15 protein-coding genes and 1 pseudogene are annotated in these 25952 nt (G+C 66.5%); 7 read left to right on the forward strand and 9 right to left on the reverse strand.

Going from position 1 to position 25952, the window contains the following annotated elements; translation table 11 throughout:
* A complete protein-coding gene (locus ACG10_RS20940) occupies nucleotides 1-639 on the reverse strand; it encodes a YjfI family protein (RefSeq protein ID WP_089169693.1) in 639 nt (212 codons plus the stop codon).
* Nucleotides 640-819: 180 nt separating this feature from the next.
* On the opposite strand from ACG10_RS20940, the pseudogene ACG10_RS20945 reads away from it, so the two are divergent.
* Nucleotides 820-1026: pseudogene (locus ACG10_RS20945) on the forward strand (HigA family addiction module antitoxin); the annotation flags it as partial.
* Nucleotides 1027-1681: 655 nt separating this feature from the next.
* Here ACG10_RS20945 and recD read toward each other — a convergent pair.
* The 5 genes from recD to ACG10_RS20970 form a co-directional block, all read right to left on the reverse strand.
* Complete coding sequence (gene recD, locus ACG10_RS20950) at nucleotides 1682-3769, reverse strand: exodeoxyribonuclease V subunit alpha (protein WP_089169694.1); 2088 nt, start codon at nucleotides 3767-3769, stop codon at nucleotides 1682-1684.
* Entirely contained in the window at nucleotides 3766-7446 is a 3681-nt protein-coding gene (gene recB, locus ACG10_RS20955; protein ID WP_089169695.1) for an exodeoxyribonuclease V subunit beta, read from the reverse strand. The genes recD and recB overlap by 4 nt, the downstream gene beginning before the upstream one ends.
* A complete protein-coding gene (gene recC, locus ACG10_RS20960; protein ID WP_089169696.1) occupies nucleotides 7443-10892 on the reverse strand; it encodes an exodeoxyribonuclease V subunit gamma in 3450 nt (1149 codons plus the stop codon). Before recC ends, recB begins: the two co-directional genes overlap by 4 nt.
* A gap of 149 nt (nucleotides 10893-11041) precedes the next feature.
* Complete coding sequence (nhaA, locus tag ACG10_RS20965; RefSeq protein ID WP_089169697.1) at nucleotides 11042-12376, reverse strand: Na+/H+ antiporter NhaA; 1335 nt, start codon at nucleotides 12374-12376, stop codon at nucleotides 11042-11044.
* A 183-nt stretch (nucleotides 12377-12559) separates the two neighbouring features.
* Nucleotides 12560-12880 carry an Arc family DNA-binding protein gene (locus tag ACG10_RS20970; RefSeq protein WP_089169698.1) on the reverse strand — a complete coding sequence of 107 codons (321 nt, stop codon included), beginning with the start codon at nucleotides 12878-12880 and terminating at the stop codon, nucleotides 12560-12562.
* A 292-nt stretch (nucleotides 12881-13172) separates the two neighbouring features.
* Between ACG10_RS20970 and trhA the strand changes: the two genes are divergently transcribed.
* On the forward strand, nucleotides 13173-13790 hold the full coding sequence (gene trhA / locus ACG10_RS20975; RefSeq protein WP_089169699.1) for a PAQR family membrane homeostasis protein TrhA: 618 nt from the start codon (nucleotides 13173-13175) through the stop codon (nucleotides 13788-13790).
* 234 nt (nucleotides 13791-14024) lie between these two features.
* On the opposite strand, the gene ACG10_RS20980 is transcribed toward trhA, so the two are convergent.
* From ACG10_RS20980 to ACG10_RS20985, 3 genes are all read right to left on the reverse strand, one after another.
* On the reverse strand, nucleotides 14025-16046 hold the full coding sequence (locus ACG10_RS20980; protein WP_089169700.1) for a glycoside hydrolase family 97 protein: 2022 nt from the start codon (nucleotides 16044-16046) through the stop codon (nucleotides 14025-14027).
* A 74-nt stretch (nucleotides 16047-16120) separates the two neighbouring features.
* Nucleotides 16121-16606 (reverse strand): hypothetical protein, encoded by a 486-nt coding sequence (locus ACG10_RS23905; RefSeq protein ID WP_157731497.1) that lies wholly within the window; start codon nucleotides 16604-16606, stop codon nucleotides 16121-16123.
* A gap of 2 nt (nucleotides 16607-16608) precedes the next feature.
* Nucleotides 16609-18228 (reverse strand): carbohydrate porin, encoded by a 1620-nt coding sequence (locus ACG10_RS20985; protein ID WP_089169701.1) that lies wholly within the window; start codon nucleotides 18226-18228, stop codon nucleotides 16609-16611.
* Nucleotides 18229-18491: 263 nt separating this feature from the next.
* Between ACG10_RS20985 and ACG10_RS20990 the strand changes: the two genes are divergently transcribed.
* The 5 genes from ACG10_RS20990 to ACG10_RS21010 all read left to right on the forward strand — a co-directional run bounded on the left by ACG10_RS20990 (nucleotide 18492) and on the right by ACG10_RS21010 (nucleotide 25759).
* Nucleotides 18492-19775: an MFS transporter gene (locus tag ACG10_RS20990; protein ID WP_089169702.1), complete on the forward strand. Its 1284-nt coding sequence runs from the start codon at nucleotides 18492-18494 to the stop codon at nucleotides 19773-19775.
* 100 nt (nucleotides 19776-19875) lie between these two features.
* Nucleotides 19876-21354, forward strand: a complete 1479-nt coding sequence (locus ACG10_RS20995) for a glycoside hydrolase family 32 protein (RefSeq protein ID WP_089169703.1) — start codon at nucleotides 19876-19878, stop codon at nucleotides 21352-21354.
* A 355-nt stretch (nucleotides 21355-21709) separates the two neighbouring features.
* Entirely contained in the window at nucleotides 21710-23359 is a 1650-nt protein-coding gene (locus ACG10_RS21000; RefSeq protein WP_089169704.1) for a glycoside hydrolase family 13 protein, read from the forward strand.
* Nucleotides 23360-23555: 196 nt separating this feature from the next.
* Nucleotides 23556-24554: a LacI family DNA-binding transcriptional regulator gene (locus ACG10_RS21005; RefSeq protein WP_089169705.1), complete on the forward strand. Its 999-nt coding sequence runs from the start codon at nucleotides 23556-23558 to the stop codon at nucleotides 24552-24554.
* A 233-nt stretch (nucleotides 24555-24787) separates the two neighbouring features.
* The gene (locus tag ACG10_RS21010; RefSeq protein WP_157731498.1) at nucleotides 24788-25759 is read left to right on the forward strand and encodes a tripartite tricarboxylate transporter substrate binding protein; all 972 of its coding nucleotides are present in this window, start codon (nucleotides 24788-24790) and stop codon (nucleotides 25757-25759) included.
* Nucleotides 25760-25952: the final 193 nt, after the last annotated feature.

The raw sequence follows: 25952 nt of genomic DNA on the forward strand, positions 1-25952 counted from the left end.
TTACTTGAAGAAGTCTTCGAACGCCTCGGCGGCGCGCTGAAGGTTGTCGACCAGGGTGAACACCTCGGTCACCACGTTGGTCAGGCTGGAGCCGGAGCTGAGCGCGCCGAACATGTTGTAGACGGTCTGCCCGTTGGGCATCGTCTCGATGCCGATCGAGGACAGCGGGAACAGCTCCCGGCTGCGCAGCACGGCGTCGTTGAAGCGGGCGACGTCGGCGATGGCCTCCCGATCGACCAGCACCGAGTCGACGATGATCTGCTCGCCGACCACCGCGAGGTAGATCGGCAGGCCGCCGTACTCGTTCATCTCCAGCTTGATGCTCGGCTCGGCGCCCTGGACCAGGGCGATGCCGATCTCCCCGGACCTCACCTCGTCCAGCGCCTGCAAGGCGCCGTAAAGGCGGTCGATGGTCCAGTTTTCCCCTGCGCTCATGTATTCCTCCCATTTGAATGTGCCGGCCAACAGCGGCTGGCGTAGTCGCTTCTCGAGCTGCTTGAGCCGTTCCCGGTTCTCGGGCAGCACCCAGGCTTCGTGCTTCACGTAGCCGGCCTCGGCCAGCGCGCTGCGCATGCGCCTCATGTAGAAGCTGGAGGGCTTCTTCTGCGCCCCGGCCGGAGTGGACTTCCTGCTTGGCATGGCTTACCAGATCCATCACATGTGAGAAAAGCTAGATCAAAGTTCCAGCACTGGCAATATCTCACACGTGATGGATTTCGGGCGACGTCCGCAAAGCGCGACGGGGTTGGCAAAAGAGCGGCAATTCGATGGTTTGTGCAGGGCTGTGCCACATGGCGCCGGCCGCGGTGCGCCAAGCGCGTGGCCCGCCGGCTGGGCTTCGCCCGGGAAACCCTGTCCCGCATCCTGCACGGTCATGCACCGATCAGCCCGGACCTGGCTATCCGTCTGGAGATGGCCGGCATCGGCAAGGCGCGCACCTGGCTCGCTGTGCAGGCCGACTACGACATCTGGCAGGCCCGGCAACGCCAGCAGCCCACCATTGAGCGCTTCGCCGCGCACATGTAACCCAGCGCGGAGCGGCCATTCACCGGCTCCAGGATCGCCGCGCCTGCTCGGGCGGCGTCCCGCTGTAAGCCATCGCCTACAGCAGATCGAGCGTTCGCCCAATAGGATCGGAACGGCTGTCGGAGTAGAGTGACTCCCATACCGACATCGAAGGATCGATGAAGGCTGCTAGGGCTTGAAGACAAGGGAACCGCCGCAAGGATCGCGGCATCATCAGGATGATGACTCCCAGGGATGAGGTGAGACGACAAAAACGGCGAGGCTAACCCCTCGCCGTTTTTGTTTTGCGCCAAAAAAAGCGGCTCGACGCCTTCGCACCGAGGGTGCTGCACCTGGCAGCAGGGCGTTTCCGGGGCAATACACGCGGAGCCGGGCAAGTGCGGGCCTGAGTCACCCTGCCACAGTGACGCCATGCCACGGTGACGGGGTACGCCATCCGGGTACACTGCAGATGGTCATCACTGTGAGCTTTCTGCTTCCATAGCACGCCGGCATGTTGTCCTCCAGCAGCATCGCCGGCATTTTCTTTTGTCGGCCACCGCCCACGCGCCTCCCCCTCTCCTCGGCCGCTCCTGCCACGCCGCACAGTTCGTCGCCAGGGCTGACCACCAGCCACCAGTACACCCGCTTCCGATTCCGGCAGGAGACTCCCTGCTCATCCAGGCATCGCCCTCTCCCCCAACGCCTCCACCAACCCGCTTCTCCGCTCCACCTGCCGCCTGACCGCCTCGTCGAACACGCCGCTGCGGCTTTCGATCAGACTGAACCAGTGCCGCGCGCGGGTGATGCCGGTGTAGACCAGCTCCTTGGTCAGCACCGGGTTGAGGGTGTCGGGCAGGATCAGCGCGGTGTGGGCGAATTCCGAGCCCTGGGACTTGTGCACGGTCATGGCGAACACCGTCTCCACCGCGCTCAGGCGGCTGGGCAGGATGTAGCGCAGCCCGTCCGAGCCGTCGTTGCGCGGGAAGACCACGCGCAGCACCGTCTGCGCCGGCGCGTCGGGCTCGGGCAGGCGCAGGGCGATGCCGATGTCGCCGTTCATCAGGCCCAGGCTGTAGTCGTTGCGGGTCATCAGCACCGGACGCCCTTCGTACCAGCCCTGGTCGCCCTCGAGCAGGCCGCGCCGGTGCAGGGCAGCGGCGATCCGCGGGTTGAGCCCTTCGACGCCCCAGGGTCCCTTGCGCACGGCGCAGAGCAGCTGGAATTCGTCGAAGGCCTTGAGCACCGCTGCTGCCCAGTTCTTCCAGTCGTCATGGTCGGGCGGGCAGTCGGCGGCCGGGCGCGCCTCGCGCAGCCGCTCGAGGTAATGGGCATAGCCCTGCGGCTTGGCCTGGTCCTGCATCGGCAGGCCGCCGAGCAGCAGGCGCTCCAGTGCCGCATCCTCCTCGCCGCGCAGGCGCAGCACGTGCAGGTCGCGGCTGCCTTCGGCGAGGATGGTCCGCGCGCCGGCCGCATCGCGACAGTTGACCGCGCGGGCCAGGCGGCCGATGCCCGAGTCGCTGCCGAAGCGCCGCGAGTGGCGCAGCATCACGGTGCGCTGGGCCAGCGGCTGGCGTCCGGCGTCGCCTTCCTGCAAGGCGGGGTCGGCGAGGGTTTCGCCGCCGACCGCCTCCAGCCAGGCGCGGGTGTCGGTGCCGTAGAAGCCGCCCTCGGCGTCGCGACAGAGGTCGCCGAGCAGCGCGCCGGCCTCCACCGAGGCGAGCTGGTCCTTGTCGCCGAGCAGGATCAGCCGGGCGTGGCGCGGCAGGGCGGCGAGCAGGCAGGCCATCATCTCCAGGTCGATCATCGACGCCTCGTCGACCACCAGCACGTCGAGCGGCAGCGGGTTGCCGGCGTGGTGGCGGAAGTGGCGGCTGTCCGGCAGGCTGCCGAGCAGCCGGTGCAGGGTGGTGACCTCGCTGGGAATGGCCTTTTTCACCGAGTTATCCACATCCAGCGAGGCGACCTGGGCGCCGATCGACTCGGTCAGCCGCGCGGCGGCCTTGCCGGTCGGTGCGGCGAGGCGGATGCGCAGCGCCTGGCCGGCGGCCAGCGCCGGGGCCTGCAACAGCGCCAGCAGGCGCACCACGGTGGTGGTCTTGCCGGTGCCGGGGCCGCCGGTGATCAGGCTGAAGCTGCCGCGCGCGGCCAGGGCGCAGGCGAGCTTCTGCCAGTCGATCTGGCGCTCGCCGTCGACCAACAGCGGCTCGGGGAAGAGCTGGCCCAGGCGATGGGAAAGATCCGCCGGCAGCGCCGGCGCGTCGTTCAGCCGCGCGCCGATCGCCGCGGCCACCGCGCGCTCGTAGTTCCAGTAGCGGCGCAGATAGAGGCGCTCGCCGGACAGCACCAGCGGCGCCTCCTCGCCCGCGCCGTCGAGCGCCACCAAGCGGCTGGTGGCCAGTGCCGCCTGCCACTGGCCCAGCCCGACGCCGGCGAGGATCTCCGAGGGCAGCAGGCTGGCGCGCGCGGCGTCCTCGCCTTCCGGCGGCAGCGACAGGGCGAAGTCCGGGCTGGCCAGGGTCGCCGCCAGGTCCAGGCAGACGTGGCCGTGGCCGAGCTGGTGGCTGGCCAGGGCGGCAGCGAGCAGCGCCAGCGGCGGGCAGCTGTCGTCCAGTTCGCGGAAGAAGCCGGCCAGCGCGCGGTCGAGGGCGCGCAGCCAGCCGCGCTCGACCCAGGCGTCGAGCAGCGCCAGCAGGCCGGCGGCGTCGTGCAGTTCGGCGGCCGGCGCCGCTTCGCCCATCAGCAGGGACAGTTGTTCGCTCATGCCAGGGCCTCCCCTTGCTTATCCATGGACGGCTCACCCTTGAACAGCGCATCCAGCGCCTCGATCAGTTCGCGCGGCGGGCGGGCATGGTGGATACCCTGCCCCGCCGTGCGGCTGCCGCGCAGGAACAGATAGAGCGCGCCGCCCATGTGCTCGTCGTAGTCGTAGCCGGGCAGGCGCGCCTGCAGCTGGCGGTGCAGCGCCAGCAGGTAGAGCACGTACTGCAGGTCGTAGCGATGGCTGGCGACCGCCGCCGCCATCGCCTCGGCGGTGTAGGCGGCATCGCCCTCGCCCAGCCAGTTGGACTTGTAGTCGAGCAGGTAGTAGCGCCCGCCGTGCTCGAACACCAGGTCGATGAAGCCCTTGAACATGCCGTTGAGCCGGTCTTTCGCCAGCGCCGGACGCAACCGGCCGGGCAGCACCTGGCGCTGCACCAGCGCGTCGATCCGGCGCACGTCGACCTGGCGCGCCTCGAACCAGAACTCCAGCTCCGGCTGGTACTGGCGCAGCCCGGCCAGCGCGGCGCGCTCGCCAGCGCCGAGCGCCAGGGGCGTGGTCAGGAGCTCGAGCAGCCAGTCGGCCAGCGGCTCGATCCACTCGGTCATGCCGCGCAGCTGGCAGCGCCGGGCGATCAGCTCGCGCAGCCGTGCGGGCTTTTCGGCCAAGGCGGCGAAGCCCTCGCGCCCGGCCATTTCCAGGAGGCCATGGAGGAAGGTGCCGGGGTTGGGGCCGCGCGGGAAGCGGTGCAGGCTCGGCGTTTCGCCCGCGCGCAGCGGCACGAACACGCTCACCCGCTCGTCGTCGGCGGCCTTCTGCGCCGCCGGGCTGTCCGGCGCGGCGTCGTCGAAGCGGCTGGCCAGCGCCTCTTCGCTGGCGCCGGTCTGCAGGGCGCTGTAGGAGGCGATCCACCAGTGCTCGGCGGCGCGCCGCGCCGGGGTGCGCCAGTGCGGCCTGGTCTGGGCGGCGAGCTGCTCGCGGAAGGTCTCATGGCCGACCTCCGGCGCCGCCAGCACGCAGCTTTCGCCCGCCACGTCGAGCGGCGCCAGCCACTGCTCCAGCGCAGCCGTGTCGGCCAGCGGCGCGCCGCCGCCGAGCAGATAACCGAGCGCCGAGTCGTGCAGGCGCGACTGCCTGGCGTTGCCGACCTTGAGGTCGGCGATGCCCAGCCAGCAGGCGTGGCGGGCGCGGGTCAGGGCCACGTAGAGCAGGCGCAGCTCCTCGCCGAGGCGCTCGCGGTCGGCCAGCGCCACTTCCTCCGTACCGGGGCTCAGCACCAGCCGGCGGCGTTCGCCGTCGTGCACCTGCAGCGGCTGGCCGCCCTCCACCGCGCGGAAGGCGCAGATGAACGGCAGGAACACCAGCGGGTATTCGAGGCCCTTGGACTTGTGGATGGTCACCACCCGCACCAGCGCCGCGTCGCTCTCCAGGCGCAGCACTTGCTCCTCGGCGGCCTGGATCTCGCCGGCCAGCAGCTCGGAGAGGTGGCGGATCAGCGCCTGCTCGCCGTCCAGCTCGGCGGCGGCGCGCTGCAGCAGCTCGGCCAGATGCAAAAGGTTGGTCAGCGCGCGCTCGCCATCGGGGCGCGCCATCAGCCGCTGCGGCAGGTCGAAGTCGTGCAAGAGCTGGTGGAGCATCGGCAGCACGCCCTGGCGCTGCCAGCGCTGGCGGTAGCCGCGGAACTGCATGACGCGCTTCTCCCAGATGCGCTCGTCCTGATTGAGCCGCTCCAGTTCGGCCAGCGCGAGGCCCAGGCTGCGGCTGGCCAGCGCGGCGCGCAGCGGGCGGTCGACGTCCGGCTCGGCGCAGGCGCGCAGCCAGAGCAGCAGGTCGCGCGCCTCGGGGCTGGCGAACACCGAATCCTTGTCCGACAGGTAGACGCTGCGCACCCCGCGCGCGGCCAGCTCGCCGCGGATCGTCTCGGCCTCCTTGAAATTGCGCACCAGGATGGCGATGTCGCTGGGGCACAGCGGCTGCAGTTGCCCGTCGCGGACGAAGCCTGCCTGGCCCTGCTGGCCGAGGGTCAGCAGGCGGGCGATCTCGGTGGCGGCGCGCCCGGCCATCTCGTTGCGGTAGGCGCTGCCGGAGAGCGGCGCCTCGCCCGCCAGATGCCAGAGCGTCAGCGCCGGCGGCGCGCTGCCCTCGACCTGCCAGAGCTCCTCGCGGCCCTTCGCGGCCACTTCGTGAAAGGGCAGCGGATTGGCCGCGCCGTCGCGGAACAGGAAGGCGCCGCGCCCGGCCTCGCGCTGCTCGGCCAGGCGGAACACCCGGTTGACCGCCGCGACCAGCGCATGACTGGAGCGGAAGTTGGTGTCCAGGTCGTAGTGGCGGCCGGCGGTGGCCTGGCGGGCGCGCAGGTAGGTGTGGATGTCGGCGCCGCGGAAGGCGTAGATCGCCTGCTTGGGGTCGCCGATCAGGAACAGGCCGCCGTCGGCGCGGTTGGCCTGCACATCGTAGATGCGGTCGAAGATGCGGTACTGCAGCGGGTCGGTATCCTGGAACTCGTCGATCAGCGCCACCGGGAACTGGCTGCGGATCACCCCGGCCAGGCGCTCGCCGTTGTCGCCCTGCAGCGCGGCGTCGAGGCGGGTCAGCATGTCGTCGAAGCCCATCTCGGCGCGGCGGCGCTTCTCCTGCTCGAAGCGCCGGCAGACCCAGGCGGCGGCGTGGCGGCGGGCCGGCTCGTCGGGGCCGGGCAGCGCCCTCAGGCGGGCCGGCAGCTCGCGCATGGCCTCCAGCGCCACGTGCCGCGGCGGCTCGCCCTTCCAGGCCTCGGCCAGGCCCTCGGGGGTCAGGCGGGTGAAGCCGGTGCCGAGGTCGAGGGCCGCCTGGTCGCCGGCGGCCCAGGTGCGCAGCTTCTCGCACCAGGGCTGGTAGTAGCGTGCCTGGATCTTGCGCCCGTCCACCTGTTTGGCCTTCACCGCCGCATCGAGCAGCGCCTCCAGCTCGCCGGCCCAGGCGCCCCAGCCTTCCTTCAGCCGGGCCAGTTCGCCGGCCTGCGCGGCCAGCGCCCGCTCCAGCAGCGCGCCGAGCGCCTCGACCGGCGCCGCCTCCGCCTCGCCGAGCAGCGGGCGCAGCTTGTCCCTGAGCAGCGCATCGGGGTGCTCCCAGTGCTCCATCACCCAGCCCAGCGCCGCGCCGGAAAGCGGGTAGCAGTGCCGGCGCCAGTAGTCGCGCACCACCTCGGCCATCAGCTCGCCGTGGTCGGTTTCCAGGGTCTGGGTGAACAGGCTGCCGCTGTCGAAGGCGTGCTCGCGCAGCATGCGCTGGCACCAGCCGTGGATGGTCGACACCGCCGCCTCGTCCATCCACTGCGCGGCGATGTCCAGGCGCCGCGCACAGGCCGGCCAGCGTTCGGCAGCGAAGTCGCCGCGCAGTTGCCGGAGCAGCTCGTCGCCGTCTTCCTCCCCGCGAAACACCCTGGCCGCCTCGACCAGCCGCGCGCGGATGCGGTCGCGCAGCTCGCGGGTGGCGGCGTCGGTGAAGGTCACCACGAGGATTTCCGGCGGCAGCAGCTCGCGGGCAAAGCCCGCCTCGCCGCCGTGGCCGAGCACCAGGCGCAGGTACAGGGCGGAAATGGTGAAGGTCTTGCCGGTGCCGGCGCTGGCCTCGATCAGCCGGCTGCCGTGCAGCGGGAAGCGCAGCGCCAGCGGGCGTGCGGGGGTCGTCGGCTGGCTCATGCGCGGGCCTCCTCCGTGAGTTCTGCGGGCGGGTGCTCGAGCAGCGACTGGTACAGGTCGCGGCTCCATTCGTAGAAATCGCCATCGGCGATCAGGGCGGCAAAGGTCGGGTACTGGCGCGCCAGACTGGCGCTGCCGGCCGCCTCGCCGCCGTGGTTGTAGCCGCCCTCGTAGGCCTTGCAGGCGGCCTCTCCGGCCTTCGCCTCGTCGTTCACATTGAGCAGCCAGGCGATGGCGGTGTTCAGCGCCACCGGCAGCGGCGCCTCCAGACCGGCGCGCCAGGCTTCCAGCCACAGGCGCAGGATCGCCTGCGCCTTCGCCTGCTCGATGGGGGCGAACTTCAGGCTGGCATCCTCGCTGACCAGCAGGGTGGTCAGCGGCACGTCGCAGGCCGCGGCGGCGACATGCGCCACCCAGGGCCTGAGCAGGCGGTGCCATTTCCAGCCGTCCTTGCCGCGCCGGAGGTCGCCGGGCTGCAGCTCGATGCGCGCCAGCGCGCCGCCGGCATTGCGGCGCAGGCCGCCGAGCCAGCCCTGCAGCTCGACGCCGGCATGCGCGAACTGCACGGGTTTCGGCGAGTCCAGGCGTTCGGGCCAGTCCGCGCAGAGTGCCCGGTAGCGCCCGATCTGCTCCGGCAGCGGCTTCAGCACGGACTCGCGCAGGCGCTCGCCGAAGCCGGCCAGCGGCAGCCGGCCGCTGCGCTGCAGGCGCAGGGCGGCGGCCTCGAGCGCCGGCCCGACCTGCGCCGGATCGTCCTCCAGGACCAGGCTAGCGGCGTCCAGCAGGGTCTGGCGCAACTGGTGCAGCTCCAGGCCGTCGAGGCCGAAGGGCTCCTCGTCGAGCTGCGCCTGCACCTGCTCGTCCAGGTGTACCTTGAGGCGCTGGGTGAAGAAGTGCTTGACCGGGTCGCGCAGGAAGTTCTGCAGGGTCTCCAGGGCCAGCGCGCCGTCCGGCTCGAACGGCGGCAGCGCCTGCAGCGCCCCGGCCTGCCCGCCCTGGCGATGCAGCGCGGCCCATTCGCGGGCGTAGCTGAATAGCGCACCGTCGCCCTCGAAATAGCGCCGGCTGAACGGCTGCAGCGGGTGCTCGGTGGTCAGCGCCTCCAGCAGGTCGCCGCCGCCGGCCAGGGTCCAGCCGCTGGCGACATGGTCGCGCAGCTGGCCGAGCAGCACCGAGGCCGGCCGCTCGCAGTTGTCGCGGATGCTGCGCCCCACCCAGCTGACGTAGAGCTGCTCGCGGGCGGCGAGCAGCGCCTCGAGCAGCAGGTAGCGGTCGTCCTCGCGGCGCGAGCGATCGCCCGGACGGTAGTCGCCGGCCATCAGGTCGAAGTCCAGCGGCGTCACGCTGCGCGGATAGTCGCCGTCGTTCATGCCGAGCAGGCAGACCATGCGGAACGGGATGGCGCGCATCGGCATCAGGGTGCAGAAGTTCACCGCGCCGGCGAGAAAGCGCTGGCTCAGGCGGCCCTGATCCAGGGTGCCGAGCCAGGCCTCGCGGACCACGCTGAGCGGCAGGGGCTCCTCCAGAGCGACGCCGGCGCACAGCTCCAGCCACTCCTCCAGCGCCTCGCCGAGCTGGCCGAGCAGGGTCTGGTCGCGCTCGCTCTGGGGCAGGAAGAAGTCGCCGAGCATGGCCTGCAGGATGCGCCCCCACTCGGCCGGCGCGGCAGGCTTGGCCAGGCGCCGGTGCAGGGCGTCGAGGGCGTCGAGCAGTTGCACCAGCGGGCCGATCAGCGCGGCGTCCAGCCCGCCGATCTCGTCGAAGGGCTCGATGCCGGCGCAGGGCGCGCCGCGGCCCACCGCGTAGCCGAGCAGCATGCGGCGCAGGCCGAAGCGCCAGGTGTTCTGCTCCAGGTCCGCCGGCAGGCCGAGGCCGGCGCGGCGTTCGGCGTCCAGGCCCCAGCGGATGCCCGCGCCCTCGATCCAGCGGCGCAGGGTCGGCAGCTCGCTCGCGTCGATGGCGAAGCGCGCGCGCAGCGCCGGCACGTCGAGCAGGTCGAGCACCTCGCTGACGGTCAGCCGGCCTTCCGGCAGCCTGAGCAGCTGTTCGACGGCGATCGGCAGTGGATCGCAGCCGCGCTGCCCCTGGTCGGCGAGGGTGAAGGGGATGTAGCGCGCGTCATCCAGGGCGTACTGGCCGAACACCGCCTGGATGTGCGGCGCGTAGGCGTTGACGTCCGGGACCATGACGAGCACCTCGCGCGGGCGCAGGCTCGGGTCGGCGGCGAAGCGGTCCAGCAGCTGGTCGTGGAGGATCTCGACTTCGCGCTGGGCGCTGTGGGCGATGTGAAAGCGCAGCGAGCGGTCGGCCCTGGGATCGACCGGCGGCCACGCCTGGCGGGTTTCCTCCAGGGTGCGCAGGTGGAGGATGTCGTCCTGCAGCTGGCCGAGCAGGTGCGTGGTGTCGCCCGCGCCGAACAGGTCGATGCGCCCGCCGAGAATGGCGAAGCGCTCGCGGTAGTGCTCGGGGTCGTCGTGCATGTCCAGCAGGTTGATGTAGTCGCGGCCCTGCTTGCCCCAGGCGGCCAGCAGCGGATGGGCGTGCTGGTGCAGGTCCTCGGCGGACAGCCCCGGCGCCAGGCCGCCCTTGCGCTGCTGGCGGCGGTACTGGTGGCGCAGCAGGTCCTGGTCGGGAACGATGTCGCCCCAGTGGTACTGGCAGGGGTTGTGCACGCAGAGCAGCACCTGGCTGAAGCGCGCCAGGGTGGCCAGCGCCTCGAGGGTCTGCGCCGGCAGCGAGGAGATGCCGAACACGATGACCCGGCGCGGCAGGCCGGGCGGCGCCGCCTCGAGCGTGCGCAGGCGCTCGACGAAGCGCAGGTGCACGCCGGCGCGGCTGGCGGCCAGCGCCTGGCGGCCGACGTCCTCGAGCAGGGCGCGCCACAGCGCCGGCTGCCAGCGCGCCGCCTCGTCCAGCGGCCTCGCGCCGTTGCGCGAGGTGCGCAGCTGGTCGCGGCCCTCGGCCCAGTCGGCCAGCCAGTCGGCGCGGTACACCTGGTACTGGTCGAACAGGTCGGCCAGGCGCTCGGCCAGCTGGTGGCGCTTGCGCAGGTCGGCGTCGTCGGCGAGGAAGCGGCTCAGCGGGGCGAACGCCTCGCCCTGCAAAAGGCCCGGCAGCAGGCGCATCAGCCGCCAGGTCAGCGGCGCCTTGTCGAGCGGCGACTCCAGGGGAATGTCGGCGCCGCCCAAGAGCGCGCGATAGCTGCGCCAGAGAAAGCGCGCCGGCAGCTCGACCTGGATCGCCGCGGCGATGCCGCAGCTGTCCTGCCCGGCCAGCGCCAGCTTCAGCCACTGGGCGATGCCGTTGCTCTGCACCAGCACCACCTCGTTCTCCAGCGGCGCCAGCGGATGCAGCCGCATCCACTCCACCACCAGCTCGCGCAGCTCCTCCAGGCGGTTGCCGTGCACCACCATCAGACCCGGCGTCAGCCCCTCGTCACCCTGCATGCCCTGCTCCCTTGTGCAAAGAAGGGCGACATTGTGCCACTCGAGGGCGACAGCGAGTGTCGCGCCCGACCGCCGCCGGCGAAGGGGAAACGGGCGGTCGCGTCGGCACAGACCGGCCGCCAGGCGTGCGATTGCCTGTCCCGTGCGCCTCAGGGGGCGCGGTTCTTCTGGCGGGTCACCCGGAACAGGAAGGCGAGACCCACGGCGGCGGAAAAGAGCGAGGCGAGGAAGATGCCCAGTTTGGCCTGATCGAGCAGGCTCCTGTCGAACGCCAGGTTGCTGATGAACAGCGCCATGGTGAAGCCGATCCCGGCGAGGATGCCGCCGCCGGCCAGCAGCTTCCACTCAAGCTCGGGGGGCCTCATCGCGCCCAGGCGCAGCGCCAGCCAGGTGAAGGCCAGGATGCCGGCGGGCTTGCCGAGCGCGAAGCCGACGAACACCGCGACGCTGATCGAGCCGCCGAGATCGCCCGGCGACAGCGACACCCCGGCGTTGGCGAAGGCGAAGAGCGGCATGACGAGATAGGCTACCCACGGATGCAGGGCGATCTGGATCCGTTCGGCCGGCGCCAGGGTTTCGCGCGCCGCGGTTTCCGCCAGACGCAAGGACTGCCGGTCCCGGGTGTCCCCGCTCCCTTCATTGCCGGCCGGATACGCGATGACTCGATCCAGAATGCCATACAGGCGCTCGTCGCTGACCCACCGGCCGGTGGGGGTCATCAAGCCCAGGAGCACGCCGCTGATCGTCGCATGGACTCCGGAGCGGTCGACGGCGAACCAGATGAAGACGCCCGCCAGGACGTAGAGCGCAATGCTGCGAATGCCGACGAGGGCCATCAGGCGAACCACCGCGAGCCCCACGACGGCGAAAGCCAGCGCGCTCCAGGACAGGTCATGGCCATAGCCGATGGCGACCACCAGGATGGCGCCGATGTCGTCGACGATCGCCAGCGACAGCATGAATACCCGCAGGCTTTGCGGAATGCGCGACTTCAGCAGCGCCAGACAGCCGATCACGAAGGCGGTGTCGGTGGACATGACCACGCCCCAGCCCGCCTCGCCGGGCTGGCCCGACTGCAGGAGCAGGTACAGCGCCGCCGGTACTGCCATGCCCCCCAGAGCCGCCGAGACCGACAAGGCGGCCATGCGCGGCTCACGCAATTCGCCCAGCACCAGCTCCCGCTTGAGCTCCACGGCGACGAGGAAGAAGAACAGGGTCATCAGTCCGTCACCGATCCAGTCTTTCATGGAGCGGACAAACGCCAGCGAGCCGATCTGCAGCCCCATGGGAGTTTCCCATACGCCCAGAAAGGCCTCGGCCCAGGGTGAATTGGCAAGCCCCACGGCAGCGACCGTGAAGAACAGCAGAACGGCAGCGGCGACCGCCTCGATGCGCAGGAAGCGGGCCAGCGGTCTGGTCAGCCGCTGCACGGATTCATGGGGCAGCCGGGAGAAATCGGAGCGTCCCTGCGGGTCTTCGGGCATGGCGCGAGTCCTCGGATGTTGGCTCAGGCGGTTGGGACTCTAGCGGAGCGCTTTCGCCTGGCTGGAGAGGTGCAGGCGGCTCGGGCATCGCGTCTGGATTTGAACCGACGGGACCTCAAGGCTGTGCGGATCGCGGCCGACATGGCGACGGCAATCGCCGAGGCGCTGAGCCAAGTGAGGATATTACCTGGGCTTGTGCTCTTCCGGGGGGAGAGGCGCGGCCTGCTTGGCATTCAATACTTTTTGAGCCTCCTGAAGGGCGTTTTTTACCTCGTTGAGATCTTCGGCAGCACTAAGGCCGGCCTGCAGCACGGCGCCAAGCTCGACCATCAGCGCGTCCCGGGCGGCCTTGGCTTCGACGATGTCCTCGTTGGCGAAGGTTTCCTCCAGGCGGGCGACGATTTCGGCCGTAGCCGATCGATTATTGTCTCTGGCAGCCTCCATGAGTTTGACTTTCAGCTCTTCCGGAAGGCGAAGATTGAAGTGCGGGTCTGTGTCGCTCATGCGTGACCTCGATCTGGATAGCGTTTGCAGGGCCACTCCCTGGGGTTGGACGCCCGCGTGTGCAGGAGTTCCCCGTCCCTGGCCTTTCCGTTCAGTATGGCAACCCGTGCCGGGAAACGCGGCCGGGCTGACCCGCGGTCCAGGCATGCGCAGTGCCCCTGGCTGGCGGTCAGGCAAGACCGAAGGCTGGTGGCTGCACTATCCTGTCCACAAAGTGTCCACAAAGGCCACTCCTGATATCCAACCCCAGCGGATACCGATTGCTGAACGCATCGCCATCGAGGTGCTCGGTATGTATCACGGTGAAAGGTTCAACGCTTGGACCCATCTGGTCGGCGCGCTCCTGGCGCTGGTCGGCATGGTCTGGCTGCTGGTGGTGGCGAGCCTCGACGGCACGCCACAGAAGATCGTCGCCAGCGCGATCTACGGTGCGACCCTGCTGTTGCTCTACAGCATCTCGACCATCTACCACAGCCTGCGCGGGCGAGCGAAGGCGATCATGCGCAAGCTCGATCACCTGTCGATCTACCTGTTGATCGCCGGCAGCTACACGCCCTTTTGCCTGGTGACCCTGCCCGATGCCTGGGGCTGGTCGCTGCTGGCGATCATCTGGAGCCTGGCGCTGTTCGGCATGCTGCAGGAATTCAAGCCGCATTCCGAGGCGCGGGTTCTCTCGCTGGTGATCTATGCGGTGATGGGCTGGCTGATGCTGGTGGCGGTCAAGCCGCTGCTCGCCGCCCTGGGCAGTGCGGGCTTTACCTGGCTGCTGGCGGGCGGGATCGCCTACACCGTGGGGATCGTCTTCTTCGCCTTCGACAGCCGCTTCCGTCATTGGCACGGCATCTGGCACCTGTTCGTCATGGCCGGCAGCCTGCTGCACTTCGTGGCGATCTTCTTTTATGTGGTGTGAAAGGCAGGCTGATCCGGTCGGTTTCCGTGTTCAGCCAGAGAATCACCGGCCAGAGCCTGTCCCGGCGCGGCTTGGGCGACAACGCCGCAATCGCGGCCAGCAGAGGCTCGGAAGGTCACTCGCATTCACGCCGACGATCCCGTTCGGAGAGAGGCAGCTTGAACAATTCCGTGGGTGCGTAATTGAAGAGGGAATTGCAAGCCCGAGTCACCCCGGGCTTGCCTATATATGGAGTTAAAGTTTGATAAAACGGATAGCGGTACCACCGCCAGGCTTCAGATCCAGGCTGAGCACAGTATCTCGACTAACGGTCTGGGAAACGATTTCGATCGCCTCGGGATTATCGCGCCAATCCGCGTTGGCAGCGTCGCGGTAGATCTCGGCACGGTATTGTGCAGCAGGCTCCAGGAACGATAGATCCACGGGTAACATTCTCGCCTCTTCATTGGTAATCGCGCCCAAGTACCAATCGCTGCTGTGTTTATCCTGACGCGCCATAATCAAGTACTGCCCGATCTCACCGGCGAGCGTTTTACTGTCTGACCAGTCCGTTGGTACGTCATCGATAAATTTGAAAGCAGCTTTGCCTTCATAATTTTCTGGCAGGTCTGCGGCCATTTGCAATGGGCTGTAGATAGTGACATACAGCGCCAACTGATTGGCCAAGGTGCTGGGAACGCGATTGTTGGGTCGATGCTTTTTGTAGTCGAACTTGAAAATACCCGGGGTAAAGTCGGTAGGGCCAGACAGACCGCGGGTAAAGGGAATGATCACCGTGTGATTTGGCAGGTTGCCCGTATCGGGGCTGCCGCCGTTGTATTCCATGCCGCGCACGCCCTCGCGTGTCATCAGGTTGGGGTAGGTGCGACGCAGCCCGGTATCTTTAACGGTTTCGTGCGCATTCACCATGATGTTGTACTTGGCTGCCGTCTCGACAACCTTCTGGAAGTGGCGCACCATGAATTGCCCTTGATGCGATTCCTTGCCATCCAGGCGAGGACCTACATAGCCCATTTTCACAGATTGAATTCCCTGCTTTTTATAGTAGGCAAAGGCTCGCTCCATCTGCTCCTCGTAATGCGTGACACCCGCTGCAGTTTCATGATGGCCAATCAAGCGCAAGCCCTTTGACTGGGCATACTCGGTCGCGGCGTCGATATCGAAGCCGACCACAGGCTCATCAAACACGAAGGTTGGTTTGCGCTTCCACCACTCGCCTTCCCAGCCCTTATTCCAGCCTTCGACCAGCACACCGTCGATATCATGCTTGGCGGCAAAATCTATATACTGCTTGACGCGCTCCGTAGTCGCACCTTGATCCTCGCCAGGACTCCACGACTTGTTACCGATGTGCATCTCCCACCAAACACCCATGTATTTGCCCGGCTTCACATAGGATGAAACATCACCGAGCTTGTTCGGCTCGTTCAGATTCAATACCAAATCAGAATTGAGCAAATCGGCAGCGCTATCGGCGATTTGAATCGTGCGCCATGGTGTCTCCAGCGGTGTTTGCGCATAGACACGGGTTCCATCAGCCCAAGGAACCAAATCTGCCTTGAGGGTAATGTGATTTTCGGCGGTATTGCGCAGCGACATGCCGGCGTAGTCGATGAGCGCTGCTTCGTGCACAGCGATAGCGACATTATCCTCGACGCCGGTGAGAGTTAACGGTGTATGCGCCACATCGATACTGCTGAGCGCAGAATTTAGATATTGATACTCATAGTCCTGTTCACGGTATGCAGGAATCCACCAGGCATGGTAATTCCGTGCAAAGGCAAATTCGGTCAACTCGTCCTCAATGGAAAATTTATCCAACTGCTCTTGCTTGGGTATGACATAGCGGAAACCGACACCGTCATCAAACGCGCGAAAAACCACTTCAAACTTGCGCTTCAGCCCTGTTTTTTCAGCCAAGTAGAGGTGTAGCTCATTGTGCTCATCGCTCACGGTGGCACGCTCGCCCCAGACTGGTTGCCACTGCTTTCGCACTGTCTCCTTGTCTGCTTTTACAAGCTCCAAATCACCCGCCAGCTCGGGCTGGCCCTTTATCGCAAAGCCAAGCCTGGAGGGTTTGATAATAGCCTTATCGTTAAAGCTGATGGAGTATTCCAGGCCAGCAGGCTGGTTATTCACACTCACCCGAATGCGACCATCCGGCGACAACAAGTGTTGCTGATCAACCTGTTCGGCAAAGGCACCAAAGGTAGTGGATAACAAGAAAAATGCTAACAGCTTATGGCGTGAAAACATGTGGACTTCCTATTGTTGACATTATTGGTGGTAACATGCCTGCTTCCTTGCGCATTGCTCTCCCAGGCAGGAACTCAATCTCGGAGCCGAAACAGTCCCCCAAATAAAATTTGTAACCCGAGCATCGGAAATCTAGCTTGTAAATCAGGGATGGCTTTACTAACGAATGCCCCATTGCGCTTCCTTCTGGAGCAGAGCGAAAGCAGGTGAATAACTCTGGACGGGAAGCTGGAAGTGAAATTTCCCGTAACTCTGCAAGCCTTGGCAGGTAAAGCCATGGAAACCTCGACGCGCAGACGACGCTTTAAGCTTTGGGGTCTATATTCATCACAAGCCTGATTTGTCGCCGTTTCTTGTTGTTTTTGAACTTTGCCGGCCATAAAGCTGTGGCTATCATAATTCTGCGCCGGATAAGTTAACGTTAACTTAGCACTTGAAAATTTGTTTGCCAACCCGTTTTCATAGGGCAACCGTGCCAGACTTGCTTCCTGACTACGAAAAAGGCCAGCCATGCCACACTGCAGAGTCGTGGCACCACAAATTGAACTTGTGATGTGCATGGCTAGAACCAGGTTTCCATTTGCACCCCGAGCTGCCAAACACCACCGGATTTGAAACCCTTCTGCCCGAAATCGTCTGTTGTGCTGAAGTTATCGAGATCCTTGGACCAATTCATATAGGTGGCGAACAGGCGCAGTTCGGGACGGGTAAAGAAGTCCCCGGTCTCCGCCTTGAAGGTCGGCGCGAAGGTGATCTTCCAGAAGTCGCCGTTGGCCGTTTGCCGGCCATCATAACCACGCGCATCGAGGTCCATGGTCTGCCAGGTAAATTCGTAGAGCATTTCGAAGTTGCTGGTCAGCTCGTTGGCCAGCCGTACATTGAAGGTCAGATAGTTGTAATCGTCGTCGGGCACATATCGGTTCTTGCTCTTTTCGGCAATCAGGGCCGGCGCGATGCGCCAATCGTCGTTCAGACGGGTATGGCCATAAATCGCCAGGCGCAGCGTTTCGGCTTCATCGAGGAGTTCGCCATCGCCGCCGATGGTATTGACCTCCCCTCCCAGCCCCTTGCCGTACAGCAGCGCGGTCTTGAAGAAGCCTTCACCACCGAAAAAATCCGGCCGGTGATAGGCGAACATGCCGTGCCAGCCCTTTTCACCGGGACTGAACCCCGCCTTGTTCACTCGGCTGTCCTCGTCGGATAGCTTCCTCTTGTCACCGTTCAGCTTGTCATTGTTCTGGCCCGAAGAAATCGCGCTCAGCATGAGTTGCCAGCGATCGTCATCGAAATACTGGTTGAGGGTGGCGACATAAGTCCTAATGTCCTTGTTCGTCTCCGTGCCGAAATCGCCGTAGGAGCGACTCATCAGCGAGGCATTGAGGCGCCAGCCGTCGGTCGGCCGCACGTCGTAGATGCCGCCACCGGTTCCGGCCAGGAAAACAATGCCCCGGTCGAGCCAGTGGATGTCGTAATTGTCCCGGTCGAAACGCTTGCCGGCCCAGATGGTGGCGTCGCGCAACATGGGAATGTCCTGGAACGACGCCAGATTGCCGAGTTCGGCATATACCTGGCGAACGTTGAGCGAGCTATCGCCCGAGGTCCAGTCGTTGGGGGTTTCCACCCCATCGGCGATCGCAAACATGTACTTCGAGCGCGTGCCGTTGCTGGCCTGGGTTTCCTTCGAGAATTTCGCCTCCACGTAGGTGTCGACCTCATTGCCCAGCCGGCCGACGGACCCACCTATCGAGCCGGCGGGGGTCACGTTGGGGCCACCACGACCGCCGCCGCTTCCATTGGTCATCATGCCGGAACGGGCATAGGCGCCAAAGGAGAAGCCCTCCGTCAAGTCCTCGATCGAATCCACCGAAGACGCCAGTGTCGAGGTGCGGGTCTCCAGGGACTGCTGGCGTGCCTCGATCTGGGCGACTCGCTCGCTGAGCGACAGCTGTAATTGTGTGGGCAACGAGGAATTGACGGCGAACTGCCGGTCGAGCCGCTCGACCTCCCTGCGCAATCGAGCGGCATCGGCCTCGGCTGCCGCCGCCCGCCTCTCGGCGACGATGGTTCTGGCCTCGAGCCGGGCGAGACGCTCCTCGACGCTCGGCGCCGGTGCGGCAAGGAGATGGGTGGAGAGAAAAAGCAGGGAAAAGCCAGCCCAGGGGCGACAGGCCGCGGAATGCATGGGTAAACCTCTTGTTCTTGTAATAGGTACTGCCAGGACGCCTGCGAACCGGCCATCCCCTCGCGCGCCGCAGGCGACCCGGAAGGCCCGGATCGGCAAGTTCCTGCTGCGCACCGGGCAACGGAAAGCGGCCCTTCGCGACGTCCTCAACGCCTGCTTACGCTCCCCCGATCAAACGATTACGCTTGACAGCAAGCTGGGGGGAGTAGCGTAATACGCCTCGATGTTAACGTTACCTCCAATAAAAACAAGAGGGTTGTTCCATGCATCTCCCGTTCAAACGCGAGTACTGGCTGGTCAGTGGTCTGCTGTTCTTCTTCTTCTTCGCCTGGTCGTCGAGCTATTCGCTGTTCTCGATCTGGCTGCACCGGGTCATCGGCCTGAGCGGCACGGAAACCGGCTTCATCTTCGCCGCCAACGCCATCGCCGCGCTGCTCATCCAGCCCTTCTACGGCGCCCTGCAGGATCGCCTGGGCCTGTCCCGCAAGCTGCTGGTCTGGATTGGCGTGCTGCTCGCCTGTGCCGCGCCCTTCGCGATCCACGTCTACGCCGGCCTGCTGGCCCACAACGTGGTGCTCGGCGCCCTGGTCGGCGCCGCCTTCCTGGCCTTCGCCATGCTCGCCGGCGTGGGCGTCATCGAGTCCTACACCGAGCGGCTGTCGCGGCATGCCGGCTTCGAGTTCGGCACCACCCGGATGTGGGGCTCGCTGGGCTGGGCGGCCGCGACGGGCGTGGTCGGCGTGGTGTTCAACATCGACCCGGACATCGCCTTCTACATGAGCAGCGCCGCCGGCCTGGCGTTCCTGCTGATCCTCTCCCGGCTGGACATGGACGCCTTCAGGAACCACGAGGCGCAGGCCGGCGAGTCCACGCCGGTACGCACCGCCGACATCCTGCAGCTGCTGCGCCTGCCGCGCTTCTGGGCGTTCAGCCTGTTCCTGACCGGGGTTGCCGGGGTCTACATGATCTACGAGCAGCAGTTTCCGGTGTACTTCGCCTCCTTCTTCCCCACCCCGGAGGAAGGCACCCGCGCCTACGGTTACCTGAACTCCTCGCAGGTGCTGGTCGAGGCCGTGCTCATGCTGTTCGCGCCCTGGGTGGTCGCCCGCACCGGCGCCAAATACGGCCTGCTGCTGGCCGGCACCATCATGTTCGTGCGCATCCTCGGCTCCGGGCTGGCCACCGAGGCCTGGACCGTCGGCGCCTGCAAGATGCTGCACGCCATAGAGGTGCCGATCCTGCTGGTCGCGGTGTTCAAGTACATCTCCGTCAACTTCGACGCGCGGCTGTCGGCCACGCTCTACCTGGTCAGTTTCCAGTTCGCCCAGCAGCTGACCGCCATGCTGCTGTCGCCGGCGGTGGGCTACGGCTACGACAAGGTCGGCTTCGCCAGCGTCTACCTGCTGCTGGCCGGCCTGGTCGGCCTCTGCCTGCTGCTGTCCTGGTCGCTGCTGCGCGCGGACCCGTCGCGCAAGGCCTCCCGGGTGGCGGACAGCGCCCTGGCGCTGCCGGCCATCGCCCAGTCGGCCAACCACTACGAACCCTAGTGAGGAAAGGCCCCCGCAAAAGCCACTTCGCGTCATCCCCGTCCCGGCGGGGATGACGCCCCCGCTCAAGACCTTCCCACGCACCCTCAAGGATCACGACATGCCGGTTGACCTACTGGACGAGGCGCAGCGCGCCATCGAAACAACCCTGCCCGAGCGCGGCAACGACTACCGCCTCGGCTACCACCTGACGCCCCCCGCCGGCTGGATGAACGACCCGAACGGACTGGTGTATTTCCGCGGCGAGTACCATGTCTTCTACCAGCACCATCCGTATTCGCCCCAGTGGGGACCGATGTACTGGGGGCATGCCAGGAGCGCGGACCTGGTCCACTGGGAGCATCTGCCCATCGCCCTGGCCCCCGGCGACGCCTATGACCGGGACGGCTGCTTTTCCGGGTCGGCCGTGGTGGAGGGCGACACCCTGTACCTGATCTACACCGGGCACCGCTGGCTGGGCGAGCCGGGCAATGACGAGCACGGCATACAGCAGGTCCAGTGCCTGGCCAGCAGCACGGACGGCATCACCTTCACCAAGCACGGGGTGGTGATCGAAACGCCGCCGCATCCGGACATCATGCATTTCCGCGATCCCAAGGTCTGGCGGCGCGGCGACCACTGGTGGATGGCGCTCGGCGCCCGCCAGGGCGACGACCCGCAGCTGCTGCTCTATCGCTCCCGGGACCTGCGCCAATGGGAATGCCTCGGCCGCGCCCTGGAGGGCCGGCGGCAGCCCGACGGCTACATGTGGGAGTGCCCGGACCTGTTCGAGCTGGAGGGGCGCGACGTCTTCCTGTTCTCGCCGCAGGGCCTGGAGCCCGACGGCTACGAGCGCTGGAACCTGTTCCAGAACAGCTATCTCCTCGGCCGGCTGGGCGAGAACGCCTGCTTCGTCGCGGAGACCGAACTGCGCGAGATCGACCACGGCCACGACTTCTACGCGGCGCAGACCCTGCTGGCGCCGGACGGGCGCCGCCTGCTCTGGGCCTGGATGGACATGTGGCAAAGCCCGATGCCGAGCCAGGCCCACCACTGGTGCGGCGCGCTGTCCCTGCCGCGCGAGCTGAGCCGCGACGGCGACCGGCTGCGCATGCGCCCGGCCCGCGAGCTGACGGCGCTGCGCCAGTCCCGGCAGGCGCTGGCGATCGGCACGCTCGAGGCGCAGAGCCGCAGGCTCGCGGTGCGCGGCGCCCTGCTGGAGCTCGAACTGGAACTGGAGCTGACCGGCAGCACGGCCGAGCGCTTCGGGCTGGCCCTGCGCTGCAGCGACGACGAACGGGAGCGCACCCTGCTGTATTTCGACGCCATGGCCCGGCGCCTGGTGCTCGACCGGCAGCACTCGGGGGCCGGCGTGAGCGGCGTGCGCAGCGTGCCGATCGCGCCGGGGCAGGCGCGGATCGCCCTGCGGATCTTCCTCGATCGTTCGTCCATCGAGGTGTTCGTCGACGACGGCGCCTACACCCTGAGCAGCCGCATCTACCCGCGCCCCGACAGCCTGGGCGTGAGCGCCTTCGCCGTCAACGGGCGTGGGGTGTTCGGCGAGGGTACGGCCTGGAGCCTGGCCGACCTCAAGCTCTGAACGGTCTCCCTGGCGTCGTGCGTGCCGCCTGCCATCGTGTTGGCTGCATGGGCACGGAGCCCGGGGTGGCCTGCTACGTGCCCGACGACGAGGACGGCCAGTACCGAGCCGTGCGCCAAGCGTTCGAGCGCGGCTATCGCCGCCGCTTGCATGCTAACCGAAAACGAGGGGAGGACCGTCGGTCTCACCGTGGTCGATGTATGGCACCTTGAGTTGGTGCAACTGATCGAGCGGCTTGCCCGCCAGCACGTCGACAACTTGGATATCGTGCTCATCAGCAAATTCATCACCAGAGGTGTTTCACGGCTCTGTTGAATCTTTGGGACGAACAAAAAAATTAACGAGGGTTCTCATCGTGGAAACGAAGTGGTGGCATAACGCCGTGGTGTATCAGATCTACCCACGCTCTTTCGCCGACGCCAATGGCGACGGCACCGGCGACCTCGCAGGCATCATCGGCAAGCTCGATTACCTGCAGACGCTGGGCATCAATGTGATCTGGCTGTCGCCGGTATTCCGCTCACCGATGGACGACCACGGCTACGACATCTCGGACTACTGCGACATCGCCCCGGAATTCGGCACGCTCGCGGAGATGGAAATGCTGATCGCCGAGGCCGCGCGGCGCGACATCCGCATCCTCATGGACCTGGTCGTCAACCACACCTCCGACGAGCATCCCTGGTTTATCGAGGCGCGCAAATCCAGGGACAACCCCTACCGCGACTATTACATTTGGCGCGCACCCCGCACTGATGGCTCCGCGCCGGATGAACAGCGCTCGAACTTCGGTGGCAGCGCTTGGGAATTCGACACGACGACCGGCGAGTACTACTTCCATCTGTTCTCGAAGCGCCAGCCGGACCTGAACTGGGCCAATCCGCAGGTGCAGCAGGAAGTGCACCGGATGATGAACTGGTGGCTGGACAAGGGCATCGGCGGATTCCGCATGGACGTCATCGACCTGATCGGCAAGGACGTCGATCGCGGCATCACGAGCAACGGCCCGCGCCTGCACCAGTTGCTGCAGGAGATGAACGCCACGACCTTCGGCGCACGCGACGTGCTGACGGTCGGCGAGACCTGGGGCGTGACGCCGGAGATCGCCAAGCTGTATTCGGAGCCTGCCCGCCGCGAATTGTCGATGGTGTTCCAGTTCGAGCACATCACCCTGACCTGGGACCGGCAGGACGGCAAATGGACGCCGCGCGCCTTCGACCTGCGCGAATTCAAGGGGGTCATCGGCAAGTGGCAGAAAGCCCTCGCCGACACCGGCTGGAACTCGCTGTTCTGGAACAACCATGACCTGCCGCGCGCGGTGTCGAGCTACGGCGATCCCGGCCGCTACCGGGTCGAGTCGGCGAAGATGCTTGCAACCGCGCTGCATTTCTTGAAGGGCACGCCCTACATCTATCAGGGCGAGGAAATCGGCATGACCAACGTGCGCTTTGAGTCGGTCGAGGATTACCAGGATGCCGAATCGCTGGGCCTATACCGCGAGCGCATTGCGACGGGCGTGTCACATGAGGCGATGATGGAAGGCATCTACGCCAACAGCCGTGGCAACGCACGTACGCCAATGCACTGGGATGCGAGCGAGCATGCCGGCTTTTCGCACGGCAAGCCGTGGATGAAGATCAATCCCAATTATCGCGAGATCAATGTCGCCGCCGCGCTCGATGATCCGGGCTCGATCTTCCATCACTACCGCACGCTGATCCGGCTGCGCAAGGAGTACCCGGTGATCGTCTACGGCGACTACCGGCCGCTTCTGGACGCGCATCCGCAGGTCTTCGCCTACGAGCGCCAGCTTAGCGACCAGCGCATCGTGGTCATCAACAACTTTTCCGGGCAGCTGGTCGAGCTTGAGCTGCCGGCCGATCTGCGCGACCTCGCGGGCGAAAGCCTGGTGAGTAACTACGGGCCCCGCAACGTGCTTGGGCAGCACCTGACACTGCAGCCCTACGAGTCCTTTGCCATCGCGCTGGACACACAGACGACTTGACGCCCGTCTTGGCAGCATCCATGACGCGGACCGCTGCGGGGTGTCCAGCGGAACCCGTTCGGTGCCGAAGCCGGCCAGCGCCGGTTCCTCAGCTCTGAGCGATCTCATTGCGCCATCTGTGCCGCCTGCCATCGTGTTGTCATGCTTTCACCGGGCATGACATCATGCCCGGCCATACAGGCAATGGCACCCGCGCATGGCTTCGGTCAAAGATGTCGCACGGTTGGCGGGGGTCTCCCCGATGACCGTGTCCCGAGCGATCAACACCCCGGAAAAGCTCAACCCGGAAACCCTGGCGAAAGTCCGCCAGGCCATCGAAGCCCTGAACTACGTGCCCAGTCTTTCCGCCCGCAAGATCCGCGGCGGCCATTCCAGCGGCAAGACCATCGGCGTCTTCGCGCTCGACACGGCGACCACCCCCTTCGCCGTGGAAATGCTGCTCTCGGTGGAACGCACCGCCCGGGAACACGGCTGGAACGTGTTCATCCTCAACGTGTTCGAAATCCCGCTGAACCCGCAAACCATCGACCTGATGCTGTCGCACCGGCCGGACGGCATCGTGTTCAGCGCCATGCAGCTGCGCGAACTGGAGATTCCCCCGGCGCTGCGCAGCAAGCCGCTGGTGCTGAGCGGCTGCATGAGCACCGAGCCCGGCGTGGCCTGCTACGTGCCCGACGACGAGGACGGCCAGTACCAGGCCGTGCGTCAGGCGCTGCAACGCGGCTATCGCCGCCCGCTGTGCATCAACCTGCCGCGCCACAGCCTGGCCTGGAAGCTGCGCCAGCAGGGCCTGTCGCGCGCCCTCGCGGAGGCCGGCATCGCCCCGCAGAGCGTCCGCCAGTACGACCTGTCGACCGACGACGCCTACGGGGAAACCATCGCCGAGCTGGAGCGCCAGCTGAGCGAGTCGCACGGCAAACCGGCTTTCGACCTGCTGGTCTGTGGCAACGACCGCATCGCCCTGGTCGCCTACCAGTACCTGCTCAGCCGCGGCCTGCGCATCCCGGCCGACGTGGCGGTGCTCGGCTACGACAACATGGTGGGCGTCGCCGAACTGTTCTATCCGCCGCTGAGCACCGTGCAGCTCCCCTACTACGAGCTGGGCCGCCGCGCCGCGCTGCACCTGATCGAGGAGCGCGACGAGCCCTTCATCCACTGGGTTCCCTGCCCCGTCGTGGATCGCCAGTCCTGGTGAGCCGTGCCGCCGTAGCGGCACGCTGGCTGCGGATCGGTACGCCCAAGGCTCGCGCCAGGCCGGCAGCGCCTGGTTTCGCAATATGGACACAAGCCTGTCCGCCGCCCTTGCCGCTCTCCGAGAGTGTGATATTTTTTTGACATCATTGTTTTGACACGCCTTGCATGCCCGGCATTCCTTCCCCTGCCGCCCTGCCCCCCATGCCCTCACGGAACGAAAAGAAGGCAACTCCCATGAAAAGAAGAACATTCCTGCTCGCCACCCTGGCCGCCCCTGCCAGCCTCGCTCTCCAGGACACAGCCCAGGCCGCTAGCTATCCCAGCAAACCGATCGAGCTGGTGGTGCCGAACATCGCCACCGGCAGCACCGACATGGTCGCCCGGACGTTCGCCAGGCACGCCGAGAAGCGGCTCGGCAAGCCGCTGGTGATCGTGCGGATCACCGGAGCGGGCGGCTACAACGGCTCGCGCGCGGTGCACGAGGATCAGTCCAAGGGCTACAAGGTGCTGCTGACCCACCAGGGCCTCGTCGCCAACTACCTGACCAAGGTGGCGCCCTACTCCTACGACGGCTTCAAGGTCGGCCCGGTGGTCGCCGAAGACGCCACCGTGGGCCTCTACGTGTCCGGCAGGTCGAAGATCAAGTCGATCAACGACCTGCTCGCCAAGGCCAGGGCCGAGCCGGGCAAGGTCAAGGCCGCCACCGAATACGGCACCTACAACCACTTCATGTTCCTCAAGCTGCAGAAGGAACAGGGCGTGAAGTTCCAGATGGTGGAAATCCCCGGCGACGCCGGCAGGATTCCCGCGCTGCTCGGCGGCAGCGTCGACGTCATCGCCAAGATCTATTCGGGCACCGAGGACTACCTCAAGTCGGGCGACTTCGTGCTGCTCGGCGAGCCGAACGGCACGCGCGCGCCGAACGCCCCGCACGTGCCGACCTACAAGGAGCAGGGCGTCGACTTCACCTTCCCGCCTTACCTGTTCACCCTATTCTTCAACCGGGACACCCCCGACGACGTCGTGGAGCAGTGGGCGGAGGTCGCCCGGGAAGTGACCTCGGACCCGGCCTACCGGAAAGAGATCGCGGCGCTGGGCATGGCCGTCGCCTACAGGTCGCCGCAGGAAAACACCGCCGCCTATGCCGCCATCCAGAAGACCATGGCGGAACTGGCGAGCGGAGCGGAGTCCTTCGCCCGGCAGTGACAGCCGGGTCCCCGAAGCGACCGGAAGCGCCCGAACCGGCCCCCCAACCAATCCGCCACAGGAGGCATCCGAAACGTCCCCTGATCCCGGCCGGGCCTTTCGCGGCTCGAGGCTCGGCCGGTTCATCGTCATCCGCCGGCACCGGCCCGAAGCCGGGACGGCCATGACACCTGCAATCCCGCGCACCGACATC

The sequence above is a fragment of the Azotobacter chroococcum genome, from assembly GCF_002220155.1.
GTDB lineage: Bacteria > Pseudomonadota > Gammaproteobacteria > Pseudomonadales > Pseudomonadaceae > Azotobacter > Azotobacter chroococcum.

Excerpts from the sequence above, each read along its gene's own strand:
- ACG10_RS20985 (WP_089169701.1), bottom strand. The coding sequence starts at position 18,228 with ATGCATTCCGCGGCCTGTCGCCCCTGGGCTGGCTTTTCCCTGCTTTTT.
- ACG10_RS20940 (WP_089169693.1), bottom strand. The coding sequence starts at position 639 with ATGCCAAGCAGGAAGTCCACTCCGGCCGGGGCGCAGAAGAAGCCCTCC.
- recC (WP_089169696.1), bottom strand. The coding sequence starts at position 10,892 with ATGCAGGGTGACGAGGGGCTGACGCCGGGTCTGATGGTGGTGCACGGC.
- ACG10_RS20980 (WP_089169700.1), bottom strand. The coding sequence starts at position 16,046 with ATGTTTTCACGCCATAAGCTGTTAGCATTTTTCTTGTTATCCACTACC.
- nhaA (WP_089169697.1), bottom strand. The coding sequence starts at position 12,376 with ATGCCCGAAGACCCGCAGGGACGCTCCGATTTCTCCCGGCTGCCCCAT.
- trhA (WP_089169699.1), top strand. The coding sequence starts at position 13,173 with ATGTATCACGGTGAAAGGTTCAACGCTTGGACCCATCTGGTCGGCGCG.
- ACG10_RS21005 (WP_089169705.1), top strand. The coding sequence starts at position 23,556 with ATGGCTTCGGTCAAAGATGTCGCACGGTTGGCGGGGGTCTCCCCGATG.
- recB (WP_089169695.1), bottom strand. The coding sequence starts at position 7,446 with ATGAGCCAGCCGACGACCCCCGCACGCCCGCTGGCGCTGCGCTTCCCG.
- ACG10_RS20990 (WP_089169702.1), top strand. The coding sequence starts at position 18,492 with ATGCATCTCCCGTTCAAACGCGAGTACTGGCTGGTCAGTGGTCTGCTG.
- ACG10_RS20970 (WP_089169698.1), bottom strand. The coding sequence starts at position 12,880 with ATGAGCGACACAGACCCGCACTTCAATCTTCGCCTTCCGGAAGAGCTG.
- recD (WP_089169694.1), bottom strand. The coding sequence starts at position 3,769 with ATGAGCGAACAACTGTCCCTGCTGATGGGCGAAGCGGCGCCGGCCGCC.
- ACG10_RS23905 (WP_157731497.1), bottom strand. The coding sequence starts at position 16,606 with ATGCACATCACAAGTTCAATTTGTGGTGCCACGACTCTGCAGTGTGGC.
- ACG10_RS21010 (WP_157731498.1), top strand. The coding sequence starts at position 24,788 with ATGAAAAGAAGAACATTCCTGCTCGCCACCCTGGCCGCCCCTGCCAGC.
- ACG10_RS20995 (WP_089169703.1), top strand. The coding sequence starts at position 19,876 with ATGCCGGTTGACCTACTGGACGAGGCGCAGCGCGCCATCGAAACAACC.